15 protein-coding genes are annotated in these 14,110 nt (G+C 75.3%); 11 read left to right on the top strand and 4 right to left on the bottom strand.

What is annotated here, in order from left to right; all coding sequences use genetic code 11:
- Positions 1-92 precede the first annotated feature (92 nt).
- Complete coding sequence (locus tag ABD385_RS04300) at positions 93-833, bottom strand: lysozyme (protein WP_344573575.1); 741 nt, start codon at positions 831-833, stop codon at positions 93-95.
- A 231-nt stretch (positions 834-1,064) separates the two neighbouring features.
- On the opposite strand from ABD385_RS04300, the gene ABD385_RS04295 reads away from it, so the two are divergent.
- From ABD385_RS04295 to ABD385_RS04270, 6 genes are all read left to right on the top strand, one after another.
- Positions 1,065-1,733 (top strand): class II aldolase/adducin family protein, encoded by a 669-nt coding sequence (locus ABD385_RS04295; RefSeq protein WP_344573574.1) that lies wholly within the window; start codon positions 1,065-1,067, stop codon positions 1,731-1,733.
- 119 nt (positions 1,734-1,852) lie between these two features.
- Positions 1,853-2,980 carry an alpha/beta hydrolase gene (locus ABD385_RS04290; protein WP_344573573.1) on the top strand — a complete coding sequence of 376 codons (1,128 nt, stop codon included), beginning with the start codon at positions 1,853-1,855 and terminating at the stop codon, positions 2,978-2,980.
- Positions 2,981-3,152: 172 nt separating this feature from the next.
- Positions 3,153-4,604, top strand: coding sequence for a hypothetical protein (locus ABD385_RS04285; RefSeq protein ID WP_344573572.1), 1,452 nt, complete (start codon positions 3,153-3,155; stop codon positions 4,602-4,604).
- Positions 4,605-5,026: 422 nt separating this feature from the next.
- The gene (locus ABD385_RS04280; protein ID WP_344573571.1) at positions 5,027-6,625 is read left to right on the top strand and encodes an ABC-F family ATP-binding cassette domain-containing protein; all 1,599 of its coding nucleotides are present in this window, start codon (positions 5,027-5,029) and stop codon (positions 6,623-6,625) included.
- Between the two features lie 351 nt (positions 6,626-6,976).
- The gene (locus ABD385_RS04275; RefSeq protein WP_016573902.1) at positions 6,977-7,198 is read left to right on the top strand and encodes a helix-turn-helix domain-containing protein; all 222 of its coding nucleotides are present in this window, start codon (positions 6,977-6,979) and stop codon (positions 7,196-7,198) included.
- Between the two features lie 115 nt (positions 7,199-7,313).
- Positions 7,314-8,093 (top strand): enoyl-CoA hydratase/isomerase family protein, encoded by a 780-nt coding sequence (locus ABD385_RS04270; RefSeq protein ID WP_344573570.1) that lies wholly within the window; start codon positions 7,314-7,316, stop codon positions 8,091-8,093.
- A 23-nt stretch (positions 8,094-8,116) separates the two neighbouring features.
- Here the strand turns inward: ABD385_RS04270 and ABD385_RS04265 are convergent, their stop codons facing one another.
- Positions 8,117-8,842 (bottom strand): hypothetical protein, encoded by a 726-nt coding sequence (locus ABD385_RS04265; RefSeq protein WP_344573569.1) that lies wholly within the window; start codon positions 8,840-8,842, stop codon positions 8,117-8,119.
- A 262-nt stretch (positions 8,843-9,104) separates the two neighbouring features.
- Between ABD385_RS04265 and ABD385_RS04260 the strand changes: the two genes are divergently transcribed.
- The 5 genes from ABD385_RS04260 to amaP are packed head-to-tail and all read left to right on the top strand — an operon-like array spanning position 9,105 to position 11,486.
- Positions 9,105-9,575 (top strand): Asp23/Gls24 family envelope stress response protein, encoded by a 471-nt coding sequence (locus ABD385_RS04260; protein WP_344573568.1) that lies wholly within the window; start codon positions 9,105-9,107, stop codon positions 9,573-9,575.
- A gap of 36 nt (positions 9,576-9,611) precedes the next feature.
- Positions 9,612-9,809 (top strand): hypothetical protein, encoded by a 198-nt coding sequence (locus ABD385_RS04255; RefSeq protein WP_344573567.1) that lies wholly within the window; start codon positions 9,612-9,614, stop codon positions 9,807-9,809.
- 6 nt (positions 9,810-9,815) lie between these two features.
- Positions 9,816-10,199 carry a hypothetical protein gene (locus ABD385_RS04250; RefSeq protein ID WP_344573566.1) on the top strand — a complete coding sequence of 128 codons (384 nt, stop codon included), beginning with the start codon at positions 9,816-9,818 and terminating at the stop codon, positions 10,197-10,199.
- Positions 10,196-10,873 carry a DUF6286 domain-containing protein gene (locus tag ABD385_RS04245; protein WP_344573565.1) on the top strand — a complete coding sequence of 226 codons (678 nt, stop codon included), beginning with the start codon at positions 10,196-10,198 and terminating at the stop codon, positions 10,871-10,873. The genes ABD385_RS04250 and ABD385_RS04245 overlap by 4 nt, the downstream gene beginning before the upstream one ends.
- A 7-nt stretch (positions 10,874-10,880) precedes the next feature.
- Positions 10,881-11,486 (top strand): alkaline shock response membrane anchor protein AmaP, encoded by a 606-nt coding sequence (gene amaP / locus ABD385_RS04240; RefSeq protein ID WP_344573564.1) that lies wholly within the window; start codon positions 10,881-10,883, stop codon positions 11,484-11,486.
- A gap of 73 nt (positions 11,487-11,559) precedes the next feature.
- On the opposite strand, the gene ABD385_RS04235 is transcribed toward amaP, so the two are convergent.
- Positions 11,560-12,315 (bottom strand): SDR family oxidoreductase, encoded by a 756-nt coding sequence (locus tag ABD385_RS04235; RefSeq protein WP_344573563.1) that lies wholly within the window; start codon positions 12,313-12,315, stop codon positions 11,560-11,562.
- Between the two features lie 4 nt (positions 12,316-12,319).
- Positions 12,320-14,104, bottom strand: a complete 1,785-nt coding sequence (locus tag ABD385_RS04230; RefSeq protein ID WP_344573562.1) for a glycoside hydrolase family 15 protein — start codon at positions 14,102-14,104, stop codon at positions 12,320-12,322.
- Between the last annotated feature and the right edge of the window lie 6 nt (positions 14,105-14,110).

Raw genomic sequence — 14,110 nt, 5'->3', positions numbered from 1 at the left:
GACGACGGGTGAACGGAAAGTGAACTCGGCCGGGCGCCGCGGTGACACCCCCGCAGTGTTCACGCGGAGGCGCCCCTACCGTCACTTCTGCCTCATCCGTCGGCAAATCTCCTGAGCTGGGCCAGGGTCCCGTTCCAGCGGTCCTGATCGCCCGGCAGCGGCCCCCGAGAGGCGTACTGCCGGAGGGTCAGGTACGACCAGCCGGCGGGCAACTGGGCCGCGCCCGAGTAGTCCGCCAGCCACAGCGGGTGGGTGGCGCCGAAGGCCCGGCTGCCGCCCGTGCAGCGGTCCCACCAGCGGGCGGTGGTGTAGATCACGGGCCGCCGGCCGGTGCTGCGCCGCACCTCGTCGCTGAACGCCCGTATCCAGTGGACCATCGCCGTCCGGCCCAGCCCGAAGCAGGACTTCCGGGCGTCGTACGGGTTGTGCTCGATGTCGAGGGCGGGCGGCAGCGTCCAGCCGTCCGCCTTCCAGTGGCCGCCGTGCTGGAGGAAGTACGTCGCCTGCCGGGTGCCGGAGGAGGCGCTGGGCACGGCGAAGTGGTAGGCGCCGTGCAGCAGCCCGGCCGCCCGGGAGCCGCTGTACTGCGCCGAGAAGTGCGGATTGCGGTAGCTGTCCGACTCGGTGGCCTTGACGTAGACGAACCGCGCACCCTTCGCGCGCGCCGCCCGCCAGTCGATCTGCTTCTGGTAGGAGGAGACGTCGTGCCCGAGCGGTTGGCTGTCCGCCGCGGCCGACGAGGGGTGTTCGGCGAGTGCGGTGCCCCCGGCCAGCGAGGCCACCGCTATCGCGGTCGCCAGCCTGGTCCGGGGGGTGGAACGGTCACAGGTCATGGGTCCCCCTGGGTGATGACATGTGAGGGGTGTAGTTCACTCGACGTTAATGGATGATCGACGCCAAGTGGTCGATCTCCGGCCAATCGCCCCTAGATGGCCAGGTACCCCCATATGGCGGATACCGGACAGTTGGCGAGGCGGCGTACAGTGCCCCGGCCCGCTCGTACGGTGTCGTGCAGCGCCCTCGTGCGTTTCCGCACGTCCCGCAGCGTCGCACCGGAGGACAGCATGAAGGACCACCCCGACCACCTCGCCGACGCCTGGAGCGAGCTGGTCGCCACCGCCCGCCGCACCGCCGCCGACGGCCTCGTCGTCGGTACGTCGGGCAACGTCTCGGTCCGCGTCAAGGACCTGATTCTCGTCACGCCCAGCGGCATCCCCTACGACCGGCTCGGCCCGTCCCACCTGACCGGCGTCGACCTCGACGGCCGCCCGATCATCGGCCGGCTCCGCCCCACCAGCGAACTTCCGCTCCACCTCACCGTCTACCGCCACACCGACGCCACCGCCGTCGTGCACACCCACGCCCCGCACGCCACCGCGGTCTCCACCCTCGTCACCGAACTCCCGCCCATCCACTACATGGCCGCCGCGCTCGGCGGCCCCGTCCGCGTCGCCCCCTACGCCCTCTACGGCAGCGACGAACTCGCCGCCCACCTGCTCGACGCGCTCCGCGACCGCACCGCGGCCCTCCTCCAGAACCACGGCACCCTCGCCTACGGCGCCGGCCTCGCCCAGGCCCTGGACCGCACCGCCCAACTGGAGTGGATGTGCCGGGTCTGGCTCACCGCCGCCACCGTGCCGGGCCACACCCCCAGCCTGCTGTCGCCCGCCCAGCTCGACGCCGCGGGCGAACGGCTGCGCGGCTACGGCCAGCCCGCCGACGACCCCGCGTAGCGCCCGAAACGCCCGCGGACACTCGCGCGCCAGCCCCGGGAACCGCACAACACCGCTGGTCCGGCCGCCGCTCCCGGCGCCCGGTGGCCGGGTCCGGCGGCGCTGCGCACACTGGAGAAATGCGACTGGGGACCGTGGCGGCGCTGACCGCCACCACCGTGATCGGCATCGCGGTGGCCGCCGTGGCGGCCGGGCGGTACGCCGGGGATGTTGCCCTGAAACCGTCGCCCGGCCACCCCTTCCCGGGCGACTCCCGGCTCACCGTCCACGGGGCCGCCGACGACCACATCGTCCTCACCCGGAGCCTGGCCTCCCTCCGGCCCGGCACCTACGGGCTCACCGGCGCCGGCTGCCACGCGGTGGTCGGCCCCGTCGTCCACGGCACCCCGCACCCCGCCGACGCCGTGGTGCGCCGGCTGGAGCGGGTCACCCACGGCACGCTGCGGCCCGGCGCCCGGATGCGGCTGACCCCGCAGGTGCACCTGGGCAACCCCTACGACACCCTCGGCCTCACCTGTGCCGACGTCGACGTCCCCGGCGAACTCGGCGCGCTGCCCGCCTGGTTCGTGCCCGGCACCCGCGACACCTGGGTCATCACCGTCCACGGCCTCGGCACCACCCGCGAGCACCCCATGGTGGTCCTGCCGTTCCTGCACCGCCACCACTTCCCGGTGCTCGACCTCGCCTACCGCAACGACCCCGGCGCCCCGCGCACCGCCGACGGCGTCCACCACCTCGGCGACAGCGAATGGCGCGACCTGGACGCCGCCATCCGCTACGCCGTCCGCTACGGCGCCCGCGCGGTCGTCCTCTACGGCTGGTCCACCGGCGCCACCATGGCGCTGCGCGCCGCCCTCAACTCCGGGCTGGGCCACCGCGTCTCGGGCCTCGTCCTGGACTCCCCGGTCCTCGACCGGCACGCCACCGTCCGCGCCCTCGCCACCGCCCGCCACGTCCCGCGCGCCCTGCTGCCGCTGGCCGTCCGCGCCGCCGAGGGGCACACCGGACTGCCCGTCGACCGCCCCGCGGACGCCGTCGACCCCGACGCACTCGACGCGCCGGTCCTCGTCTTCCACGGCCCGGAGGACACCCTCGCCCCCTGGGACGCCTCCCGCCGCTTCGCCGCCCGCCGTCCGGAGCTGATCACCCTTCAGCCCGTTCCGCATGCCCCGCACGCGGCGATGTGGAACGCCGACCCGGACCGCTACGAGGAGACCCTGCGCCGCTTCCTCACCCCCCTCATGTGACCGGGCCGGCCGACCGCCGCCCCGGGCCCCGAGGCGCCCTCGCGGGGGCCGGAGGTTGTACAGGGGGACAACTTCCCCCGTCCGGCGCGGGACGGCCCGGTGGCGCAGGCCGGGAGGCCCACGGGCCGGGTTCCGATTGGGCTTTCGGGCCGTCAGCGGCAAGACTGCTCTTGTGACGTCCCGTACACCGCGCGACTCCCGGCTCCGACTCGTCCCCCGACAACCGATTGCGGCCGCCCGCCGGGCGGTGAGCACCCGGGCCACCCGCCCGGCGCCCAGGCCCCCAGAGGGCACCCCGCCGCCCGCGGAGCTGGCCCGCCAGGCCCGTGCCGCACTGGCCGGCGCGGCCCGGCTCGCGCGCTGGGCCGACCGCACCGGCAGCCTGCGCGCCGGCCCCGACGGATCGCTCCCGGACGCCGCCGTCGCCGACGCCGCCGACGCGCTGGGCCTGACGCCCCACCACGTCCGCGCCGACTGGGACCGGGCCCGGCTCGCGGGCCTGGTCGAGCTCCACGACGGCCTGGCCCGCCCCGGGTGGCGGCTGCGCGCCTGGGACCGCGACGACGTCGCCGTGCTGCGCGGCTGGGTCGCGCTCTTCGACGCCTGGTCACTGGCAGTGCCCACGCCGGCCGCTGCCGGCCCGGCCGCCGTCGCCGAGGTCGTCGAGGCCGTCCCGCAGCTGCTGTCCCTGCTGCACCTGTCCGCCGGGCCGGTGCGCCTGCCGGTGCTGCTCGACATGCTCACCCAGCGCGTCGCCGAACTGCGCACCGAACGCTGCGAGGTGCCCTACGGGGCGGACCCGGCAGCGGACGACGCCGACGCCGGGGGCACGGTGAGCGACGCCGCGGGGGCGCCGCTCACCGACCTCCTGCGCTGGGCGCTGGACGCACTGCTCGCGGTCGGCGCGCTGATGCCGCCCGAGGGCGCCCCCGAACCCGCCGACCAGGGCGCCGACGAGGGCCGCCACTACGGCCAGGAGGCGCAGCTGACGCCGCTCGGCAACTGGTCGGTGTGGGTCAAGCTGGAGCAGATCTGCGTCGCCGCGCAGAGCCCGGCCGGCCACATCGAGCAGTCCGCGGAGGCGATGCTGCGCGGCTGCGCCCGGCTGACCCCGGGCCCGGCCCGCGCCGAGTACCGCGCCTGGCTCGCCGCCCGCTCCGTGGGCGGCGCCGTCGAGGAGCTCCTGACCGTCGCCCGCGGCGAGGACGCGCTGCTGCGCGGACTGGCCTTCGAGGCGCTGCGTGCGGTCGGCGCCCCCGCCGAACCCGCCGTGCGCGCCGTCGCCGACGAGCCGGTCCTGCGGCCCTACGCCCTGCTGTGGCTCTTCGAGCACGAGGGCGGCGACCCGGAGACCGCGCCCGACGTCCTCACCCGCGAGGAGTCGACCTGGCTGTGGGTGGACACCGCGGCGGCCGTCGCCGACCACGGCGAGACCCAACTGCTGGTCCGGCACCTGGACTCGGCCGTCCAGGGCTCGGTGCCGCGGCTGCTGGCGGAGGTCCGCGCGGTCGGCCACCCGCGCACCGTCCAGGTACTGGTGGCGCTGGCCGCCGCGCACCCCGACCCGGCGCTCGCCAAGGCCGTCCGCCGGGCGGCCTTCCAGGTGCACACCGGCGGCGCGTAACGGTCCGGCGCCCCGGCCGGGCGCCGGACGCCGGGCCTCACCGCCCCTTCCCCGTCGCGGAGTTGGGCGTGCGGCGCCGCGCCGCCGGGGCCGTCGCGCCGCGCGCCGACGGTGCGTCCGAACGCCTCGGCCAGCCGTCGGAGGGCAACCCTGCGGCGGCACGGTACGGCGGCGCGGGGAGCACCGTCGGCGCCCCCGCCCGGTCGATCACCGCACCTCCCGCGGCGCCGCCCGGCGAGCCGCCACCCGGACCCCTGTGTCCTGGCTCACAGTCGCGCAGCGGCGTCCGGCAGCGCCGGAAACGACTTGCGCCGGCCCGTTAGACTGCCTCCATGGCAGTTCTCCTTTGGGTTCATTAGACGGCGTAGACCGCTCTCGGACCGTCCGTCCAACCCGCCGTCTTCCTGCCCTGGAGTTTTCCCGTGATCACCGCTTCCGGCCTTGAGCTGCGCGCCGGCGCCCGCATCCTCATCGAGTCCGCCTCCTTCCGCATCGCCAAGGGCGACCGCATCGGCCTGGTCGGCCGCAACGGAGCCGGCAAGACCACCCTCACCAAGGTCCTGGCCGGCCAGGGCATCCCGGCCAGCGGCACGGTCGCCCGCTCCGGCGAGGTCGGCTACCTCCCGCAGGACCCGCGCACCGGCGACCTCGATGTCCTGGCCCGCGACCGCATCCTCTCCGCCCGCGGCCTGGACTCCGTCCTGCGCAAGATGCGGGAGAACGAGGACCGGATGGCGAACGGCACGGGCGCCACCCGCGACAAGGCGATGAAGAAGTACGAGCGGCTGGAGACCGAGTTCCTCACCAAGGGCGGGTACGCCGCCGAGGCCGAGGCCGCGACCATCGCCGCCAGCCTGGGCCTGCCCGACCGGATCCTCGGACAGCCCCTGCACACCCTCTCCGGCGGCCAGCGGCGCCGCGTCGAGCTGGCCCGGATCCTCTTCTCGGACTCCGACATCCTGCTCCTCGACGAGCCCACCAACCACCTCGACGCCGACTCCATCGTGTGGCTGCGCGACTACCTCAAGACCTACCGCGGCGGCTTCATCGTCATCTCCCACGACGTCGACCTCGTCGAGACGGTCGTGAACAAGGTGTTCTACCTGGACGCCAACCGCGCGCAGATCGACGTCTACAACATGGGCTGGAAGCTCTACCAGCAGCAGCGCGAGGCCGACGAGAAGCGCCGCAAGCGCGAGCGCGCCAACGCCGAGAAGAAGGCCGCGCAGCTCAACTCCCAGGCCGACAAGATGCGGGCGAAGGCCACCAAGACCGTCGCCGCCCAGAACATGGCCAAGCGCGCCGACAAGCTGCTCGCCGGCCTGGACGCGGTGCGGGTCTCCGACAAGGTCGCCAAGCTGCGCTTCCCGGACCCCGCGCCGTGCGGCAAGACCCCGCTCACCGCCGAGGGCCTGTCCAAGTCCTACGGCTCCCTGGAGATCTTCACCGACGTCGACCTGGCCATCGACAAGGGCTCCCGGGTCGTCATCCTGGGCCTCAACGGTGCGGGCAAGACCACCCTGCTGCGGTTGCTGGCCGGCGTCGAGACGGCGGACACCGGCGAGGTCCGCCCCGGCCACGGCCTCAAGCTCGGCTACTACGCGCAGGAGCACGAGACCCTCGACCCGGACCGCACGGTCCTGGAGAACATGCGCTCCGCCGCACCCGACATGGACCTCGTCGAGGTCCGCAAGGTGCTCGGCTCCTTCCTGTTCTCCGGCGACGACGTCGACAAGCCCGCCGGCGTCCTCTCCGGCGGCGAGAAGACCCGGCTCGCCCTGGCGACCCTGGTCGTCTCCTCCGCCAACGTCCTGCTCCTCGACGAGCCCACCAACAACCTCGACCCGGCGAGCCGCGAGGAGATCCTCGGCGCGCTGCGCACCTTCACCGGCGCGGTCGTCCTGGTGACCCACGACGAGGGCGCGGTGGACGCGCTGGAGCCGGAGCGGATCATCCTGCTGCCGGACGGCGTCGAGGACCTGTGGGGCCAGGACTACGCGGACCTGGTCGCCCTGGCCTGATCACCGCCGTGGCGGTGCCGCCGGATGGATCACGCCTGCTGGATCATTCGGCCGATGGGTGATCCATCATCTGAGTGAGAACGGCTCGTACACCGGCGAGCCTGCGGCGACCGGCCGGGCCCTCACGGCCCGGCCGGTCGCCTTTTCCAGGACACACCACCTGACCTGGCACTTTTCGCATGCCTGGGCGTGCGCGGGGCCCGCGAGGCGCACGGAAGAGGCAATTCCGACCACGTCGGGCGCGCGCGGGACGGCAAAGGATGTCCCACAGACCTTGCGGAATGGGTGGCCAGGAAGCCGAGGAGGGGTGATCATGAGAGTCCAGAGCGCACTTCCCACGAGGAGGCACGGGTGGCCGAGACTCTGAAGAAGGGCAGCCGGGTGACCGGCGCCGCGCGCGAGAAGCTCGCGGCAGACCTGAAGAAGAAGTACGACTCCGGAGCGAGCATCCGGGCGCTGGCCGAGGAAACCGGCCGCTCCTATGGATTCGTGCACCGGATGCTCAGCGAATCCGGTGTGGTCCTGCGAGGCCGCGGCGGAGCCACGAGGGGCAAGAAGGCCGCCTCGGTCTGACGGCCGCGGCTCCGAGTGCAGGCGGTCGCCCCCCGGCCGTCCGATGGTTCGGCCGGGAGGTTACCGTTCAGTCACTTACGCACGCAGGTGCGGTGGCTGACTCGGAGGCGCCCTCATGACTCTGCTCGACAAGCACGGTGTGCGGCTCACCGTGGACGACGCGATCGCCACGGTGACCCTCGCCAACGCGGCCAAGCGCAATGCCCAGAGCCCCGCGATGTGGCGGGCGCTGGCCGAGGCGGGTGCGCTGCTGCCGGGCACCGTACGGATCGTGGTGCTGCGCGGTGAGGGCAAGTCCTTCTCCGCGGGGCTCGACCGGCAGGCGTTCACGCCCGAAGGGTTCGACGGCGAGCCGTCGTTCCTGGATCTGGCGCGCGGTGCCGACGAGGCGCTGGACGCGACGATCGCCGAGTACCAGGAGGCGTTCACCTGGTGGCGGCGGAACGACCTGGTGTCCATCGCCGCCGTCCAGGGGCACGCCATCGGTGCGGGCTTCCAGCTGGCCCTCGCCTGTGACCTGCGGGTCGCCGCCGAGGACGCGCAGTTCGCGATGCGCGAGACCAGCCTGGGCCTGGTCCCGGACCTGACCGGCACCCACCCGCTGGTCGGCCTGGTGGGCTACGCCCGGGCGCTGGAGATCTGCGCCACCGGACGCTTCGTGCACGCCGACGAGGCCGCGCGGATCGGCCTCGCCAACCTCGTCGTGCCCGGTGACGAACTCGACGCCGCGGTGGCCGATCTGGCCGCCGCGCTGACCGCCGCGCCGCGGGACGCCGTCATCGAGACCAAGGCCCTGCTGGCCGGCGCCGCGGGGCGCACCTACGAGGAGCAGCGTCGCGCCGAGCGGGCCGCCCAGGCGCGGCGGCTGCGGGACCTGGCCGGCGTCGGCGACTGACCACCCACCCCCGCACCGGGCCGTCAGACGGCGGCCACCTCCGTGACCAGCACCGCGGCGGTGGCCGGGGCCGGCGGCGGGCCGGTGACCGTCCGGCGGACGGCACGGGCCACGTCCAACGCCCGGTGGCCGGCGGCGGTCGCCACCTGGACCAGCACGTGGTGGCCGTCGTCGCTGCGGGACACCGCGGCGGAGCGACCCGCGAGCGCCGGGGCGAGCCCGGCCACCCCGGGGACGGCGCGCACCCGGGAGGCGAGGTCGTCCGGGGCCTTCGCGCCGGCCGGTTCCGGGGCGTCGCCGCGGTCCTCCTGTGCCGCGGGGGTCCCCGGCGGCTGCGCCGTCGGCGCGGCCGCCTCGTCCAGCAACGCGTCGACGTGCAGGTCCACCGCGCGCACCCGTAGGCCCAGGCCGTCCTCCGCGGTGGCCAGCAGGGCCGTCCGGAGTCGTTCGGCGAGGGGCGGTAGGGGAAGGCCGGGGGGTGCGGCGAGGTGCACCGCGAGGCGCAGGGGGCCCGGTGGCAGGGCGCCGGGCGGCGCCGGCACGGTCGGTGCCGGGGCCTCGTCGGGGGCGGCGAGGGCGAGGCGGAGGGCGTCCAGGCGGACGCCGGGCGGGATGCCGGGGGCCCGTAGGAGCGCCGCGCGGGCCGCGCGTTCGGTGATCCACGCCCCGTCCGCCGGGTCGCCGAGCGGCAGCACCCGGCCGATGCCGAGCTGTTCCCGCACGGCACGTGCCAACGCGTTCGCGGCCACCGCGTCACCCCTTTCCCTGACCACTTCCCAGCCTGCCGCAGTGCGCCCGCCGCGGCCGGTTGCGGCACTCCGCTGCCGCGTCCCCGGGGCGCGCCCCCTCGTCCGCCCCTACTGTGGAGAGCGGAACGATTGGTATGAAAAAGGGCAGTTCGTCAGAGGGCTGCTCACCGGGTCCGGCGCGGTGCTGCGTCCGCGAGGACGGCCCGCCGGGTGCCGCGGGACGCGGTGGGTCGGTGCGGCGGCGCAGAAGGGACGCACGGCGATGACGGAGAGTCAGCAGGGCGCGGACGCGACGAAGCCGCCGGTCAAACGGGGCGGCGGCGACCCCGCCACCCGCGGCCGGACCACCATCGCCGACGGCGTCGTGGAGAAGATCGCCGGGCTCGCCGCCCGCGACGTGCTGGGCGTCCACACGATGGGCAGCGGTTTCGCCCGCACGCTGGGCGCGGTCCGTGACCGGGTGCCCGGCGGCGGGCGGTCGGCGACCGCGACGCGCGGGGTGAAGGCCGAGGTCGGTGAGGTGCAGACCGCGCTGGACCTGGAGATCGTCGTCGACTACGGGGTCGCCATCGCGGAGGTCGCCCGGGCCGTCCGGGAGAACGTGATCTCCGCCGTGGAGCGGATGACCGGCCTGGAGGTCGTCGAGGTCAACATCGCGGTCAGCGACGTGAAGCTGCCCGACGAGGACGACGAGGACATCGCGGCCGAGGGAGCGGAGCCGCGGCTCCAGTGACCGGGCCCGGCCGGAGCGGTAGCGAAGGAGCGCACGATGAGCATGGCCGTGATCGGCCTCGTGGCCGGTATGGCGCTGGGCTTCGCCGGGTACTTCGGCGGGTTCGGGGCGTTCGTCCTGGTGGCGGCGCTGGGCGCCGTCGGGTTCGTGGCCGGCAGGTTCCTGGAGGGCGACCTGGCGGCGGGGGAGTTCTTCCGCCCCCGGACCGGCGACCGCGACGACCGGCGGCGGTGAGTCCGGATGGCGACGGTGTCCGCATCGGCCGCTGCCGCCGACGTCCCGGCCGGTGAGCGCGGCGCCACCAGGGTCGCCGACCGGGTGGTCGCCAAGATCGCCGCGCGGGCGGCCCGGGAGGCGCTGCACGCGGCGGCCCCCGGCGACCCCACGGACGCCCACGCGACGGTGACGGTGGCCCGTCGCGAGGTGCACCCGCCGTTCGGGGAGGCCCGGCTGCGGGTCGCCGTGGAGCTGGCCTACCCCACCCCCATCGGTGCGCACTGCGGGCTGGTGCGCCGTCAGGTGGCGGAGCGGGTACGGACGTTGGCGGGCATGACGGTCACCGAGGTGGCGGTGCGGGTCGAGCGGTTGAACGCGTCGTCGCCCGGCCGGGAGCGACTGCGGTGAGCGTGCCGGGCGACGCACGGGGCGCACCGGCCGCGGACGGGGCCCAGCCGCGGACCGGGGCGCGTCCGGGCACCGCGGGCGGTTCGCCGACCGCGGCACCGGACGCCGCGGCTCCCGCACCGCGCGCGGGTGGGTCCGCCGGGCGGTTCTGGGCGGCCCGCCGGGTGCCGGCGGCGCTGGTCGCCCTGGTGCTGCTGGCCGCCGCGGGCCTGTTGCTGTACGACGTGGCCGCGGTGCGGGCCGGGCGCACCGCGATGGCCTGGCGCCGGTGGCTGGCGCACGAACTGGCCGTCCGGCCCCTCGACGACCCCTGGGTCCTGGGCGCCGCGGCGGCGGCCGCGGCGCTCGGGATCTGGCTGCTGGTCCTGGCCGGCACCCCGGGGCTGCGCGCGGTGCTGCCGATGCGGCGCACCGCCCCCGGCGTCCGGGCCGGGCTGGACCGGCCGGCCGCCGCGCTGGTGCTGCGCGACCGGGCCATGGAGGTCTCCGGCGTGCAGGCGGTGCGGGTGACCGTCGGCCGACGCCGGGCCCGGGCCCGGGCGGTGGCGCACTTCCGGCCGTTGGACGAGGTCCGCGGCGACCTCGTCACCGTCCTGGAGGACGGCCTGCGGCAACTGGACCTGACGCGTCCGCTGCGGCTGGGCGTCGACGTGCGGCGTCCCAAGGGGAGGTGAGCGGGCGATGCGCACCGTTCGCGCGAGCGTCAACCGGGTGCTGCTCGGGCTGGTCGGCCTGGTGCTGCTCGGCGCCGGCGGGCTGGTCCTGCTCGGTGGTCTGGACCTGCCCGCCCGGTGGCACCTCGACCTGCCCGCCGGATGGCCCTGGACCGGTCCGGACGACGTCCTGCTCCCGGCCCGGCAACGCACCCGGTTCACCGACCGCGGCTGGTGGTGGCCGGTGGTCATCGCCGGGCTGGCGGTGTTGGTCCTGTTGCTGCTGTGGTGGCTGCTCGCCCAGGTACGGCGGCGCCGGCTCGGTGCGGTGCTGGTCGACAGCGGCGACGGCGAGGGCGCGTTGGTGCACGGGCGGGCGTTGGAGGCCGTGCTCGCGGCCGAGACGGCGGCGGTGGACGGCGTCGACCGGGCGGCCGTCGCCCTCACCGGCCGCCGCACGGAGCCCCAGGTGCGCGCCCTGGTGGTGCTCGCCCCGCACGCCGACCCCGGGACCGTGGTGCGCCGGCTGGCCCACGGGGCGGTGGCCCACGCCCGCACCTCGGTGGGCCTGGACCGGCTGCCGACGGAGGTCCGGCTGCGGGCGGTGCGCCACCGGGCGGAACGGGTCAGTTAGGCGCGCGGGGCTGGTGGGCTGGTGGCCCGACGCCCCGACGCCCCGCGTCTCCCGGTGCCCGCCGGGCGGGTGTTCAGAAGCCCCGTCGGGCCCCGCCGTCCACGGGGACCATCACGCCGGTCAGGTAGGACGCGGCGGGGGACAGGAGGAAGGCGGCGGTGCGGCCGAACTCTTCGGGGTCGCCGTAGCGGCGCAGCGGGATGGCGGCGCAGTTGCGGTCCCGGGAGCCCTCGGGGTCGCCGGAGAGCGCGTCGAGCTGGGTCATCCGGTCGGTGGCGATCCGGCCGGGGAGGACGCCGACGACGCGGATGCCGCGCGGGCCCACCTCGTCCGCGAGGGACTTGGCGAAGCCGGCGAGGCCCGGGCGGAGGCCGTTGGAGAGGGTCAGCCCGGCGATCGGCTCGTAGACGGAGCCGGAGAGGACGAAGCCGATGGCGCCGCCCTCGCCCAGTTCGGCGGCGGCGGTGCGGGCGAACCGCACCGCCCCCAGGAACACCGTCTCGAAGGCGGTCTCCCACTGGTCGTCGGTGTTGTCGGCGGCGGTGCCAGGTGCCGGGCCGCCCACGCTGATGAGGACGCCGTCGAAGCCGCCGAAGCGCTCCCGGGCGGCCGCCACCAGGCGGGCCGGGGCCGTCGGGTCGGCGTTGTCGGCGGCGCGGCCCAGGGCCCGTTCGCCCAGGGCGGCGGCGGCCTCGGCCGCGGCCTCCTCGGTGCGTCCGGTGATCACCACGTTGGCGCCGTCGGCGACCAGGGCGCGGGCGGTGGCGAAGCCCAGGCCGCGGGTGGCGCCGGTGACGAGGTACGTCCGGTCGGTCAGTCCAAGATCCATGGCCCTAGTCTGCCCCTGCCCCGTGGTGCAGCGCGAAGGCGGTCCCCACCAGGCCGACGTGACTGAACGCCTGCGGGAAGTTGCCCAACTGCCGTGCGGTGGCCGGGTCGTACTCCTCGGACAGCAGCCCCACGTCGTTGCGCAGCGCCAACAGCCGCTCGAACAGCTGCCGGGCCTCCTCCCGGCGCCCGGTCAGCAACAGCGCGTCCGCCAGCCAGAACGAGCAGACCAGGAACGTGCCCTCGTCGCCCGGTAGTCCGTCCACCGACTCGCCCTCGGTGCTGTAACGGCGTACCAGACCCCCGTGCGTCAGCTCGCGGCGCACCGTGTCGACGGTGGAGACCACCCGCGGGTCGTTCCCCGGCAGGAAGCCGACCCGGGGGATGAGCAGCGTCGCGGCGTCCAGTTCCGTCGAGCCGTAGGACTGGGTGAAGGTGCCGCGTTCGGCGTCGTAGCCGTGGGCGCAGACCTCGCGGTGCACCTCGTCGCGCATCGCCCGCCAGCGGTCCAGGTCCCCGGTGAGTTCCTGGTGCCCCTCCAGCGCCCGGACCGCGCGGTCGGCCGCGACCCAGGCCATCACCTTGGAGTGCACGAAGTGCCGGCGCGGGCCGCGGATCTCCCAGATGCCCTCGTCGGGGTCGCGCCAGGTGGACTCCAGGTAGTCCATCAGCGTCCGTTGGATGCTCCAGGCGTGCAACTCGGCCGGCAGTCCCGCGGTGCGCGCGACGTGGAACGAGTCGATGACCTCGCCGTAGACGTCGAGCTGCCGCTGTTCGACGGCGGCGTTGCCGATCCGCACCGGCAGCGAGTCCCGGTAGCCGGACAGCCAGGGCACCTCGAACTCCGGCAGCCGCCGCTCCCCGGCCAGCCCGTACATGATCTGGAGGTCGTCGGGGGCGCCGGCGACCGCGCGCAGCAGCCAGTCGCGCCAGGCACCGGCCTCGTCGAGGTACCCGGCCAGGAGCAGGGAGTTCAGGGTCAGGCTGGCGTCGCGCAGCCAGCAGTAGCGGTAGTCCCAGTTGCGGACCCCGCCCGGCTCCTCGGGCAGCGAGGTGGTGGGGGCCGCGACGATCCCGCCGGTGGGCGCGTAGGTGAGCGCCTTGAGGGTGATCAGGGAACGGACCACCGCGGCGCGGTACGGGCCGTCGTAGCGGCAGCGGGTGGACCACGCCCGCCAGTCCTCGGCGGTGTCCGCCAGCGCCTCGAACGGGTCGAGCTGCTCGGGCCGGGGCTCGTGCGAGGGGTGCCAGGTCAGCACGAACGCGGCGCGTTCGCCGGCCGCGACGGCGAAGTCGGAGCGGGTGCTGAAGTCCTCGCCGTAGGTGGTGCTCGCGGGCGGGGTGCGCAGCCACACGGAGTCCGGGCCGGCGACCGCCACCCGGCAGCCCTCGGTGGCCCGCACCCAGGGCACCACCCGTCCGTAGTCGAACCGCAGCCGCAGCACGCTCCGCATCTCGACCCGGCCGCGCAGCCCCTCGACCACCCGCATGACGTCGGGCATGTGGTCGCGCTGCGGCATGAAGTCGGTGACCCGGACGCTGCCGCCCTCGGTCTCCCAGACGGTGTCGAGGATCAGCGAGTCGTCGCGGTAGGCGCGCTCCGCGCGGGCGCCGGCGGACCGTGGCGCCAGGGTCCAGTGGCCGTTGTCCTGGTCGCCGACGAGGGCGGCGAAGCAGGCGGGGGAGTCGAAGCGGGGCAGGCACAGCCAGTCGATGGAGCCGTTCCGGTCGACGAGCGCGGCGGTCTGCAGGTCGCCGATGAGCGCGTAGTCCTCGATGCGTGGGTGCACTCCGCG

Source organism: Streptomyces lunalinharesii (assembly GCF_039532155.1).
GTDB classification, from domain to species: Bacteria; Actinomycetota; Actinomycetes; order Streptomycetales; family Streptomycetaceae; genus Streptomyces; species Streptomyces lunalinharesii.
This window is presented reverse-complemented; position numbering and strand designations above follow the sequence as displayed.

Bases quoted from the DNA above. Each gene is read 5' to 3' on its own strand.
- ABD385_RS04300 (WP_344573575.1), bottom strand. From the start codon at position 833: ATGACCTGTGACCGTTCCACCCCCCGGACCAGGCTGGCGACCGCGATA.
- ABD385_RS04295 (WP_344573574.1), top strand. From the start codon at position 1,065: ATGAAGGACCACCCCGACCACCTCGCCGACGCCTGGAGCGAGCTGGTC.
- ABD385_RS04290 (WP_344573573.1), top strand. From the start codon at position 1,853: ATGCGACTGGGGACCGTGGCGGCGCTGACCGCCACCACCGTGATCGGC.
- ABD385_RS04270 (WP_344573570.1), top strand. From the start codon at position 7,314: ATGACTCTGCTCGACAAGCACGGTGTGCGGCTCACCGTGGACGACGCG.
- ABD385_RS04260 (WP_344573568.1), top strand. From the start codon at position 9,105: ATGACGGAGAGTCAGCAGGGCGCGGACGCGACGAAGCCGCCGGTCAAA.
- ABD385_RS04255 (WP_344573567.1), top strand. From the start codon at position 9,612: ATGAGCATGGCCGTGATCGGCCTCGTGGCCGGTATGGCGCTGGGCTTC.
- ABD385_RS04250 (WP_344573566.1), top strand. From the start codon at position 9,816: ATGGCGACGGTGTCCGCATCGGCCGCTGCCGCCGACGTCCCGGCCGGT.
- amaP (WP_344573564.1), top strand. From the start codon at position 10,881: ATGCGCACCGTTCGCGCGAGCGTCAACCGGGTGCTGCTCGGGCTGGTC.
- ABD385_RS04235 (WP_344573563.1), bottom strand. From the start codon at position 12,315: ATGGATCTTGGACTGACCGACCGGACGTACCTCGTCACCGGCGCCACC.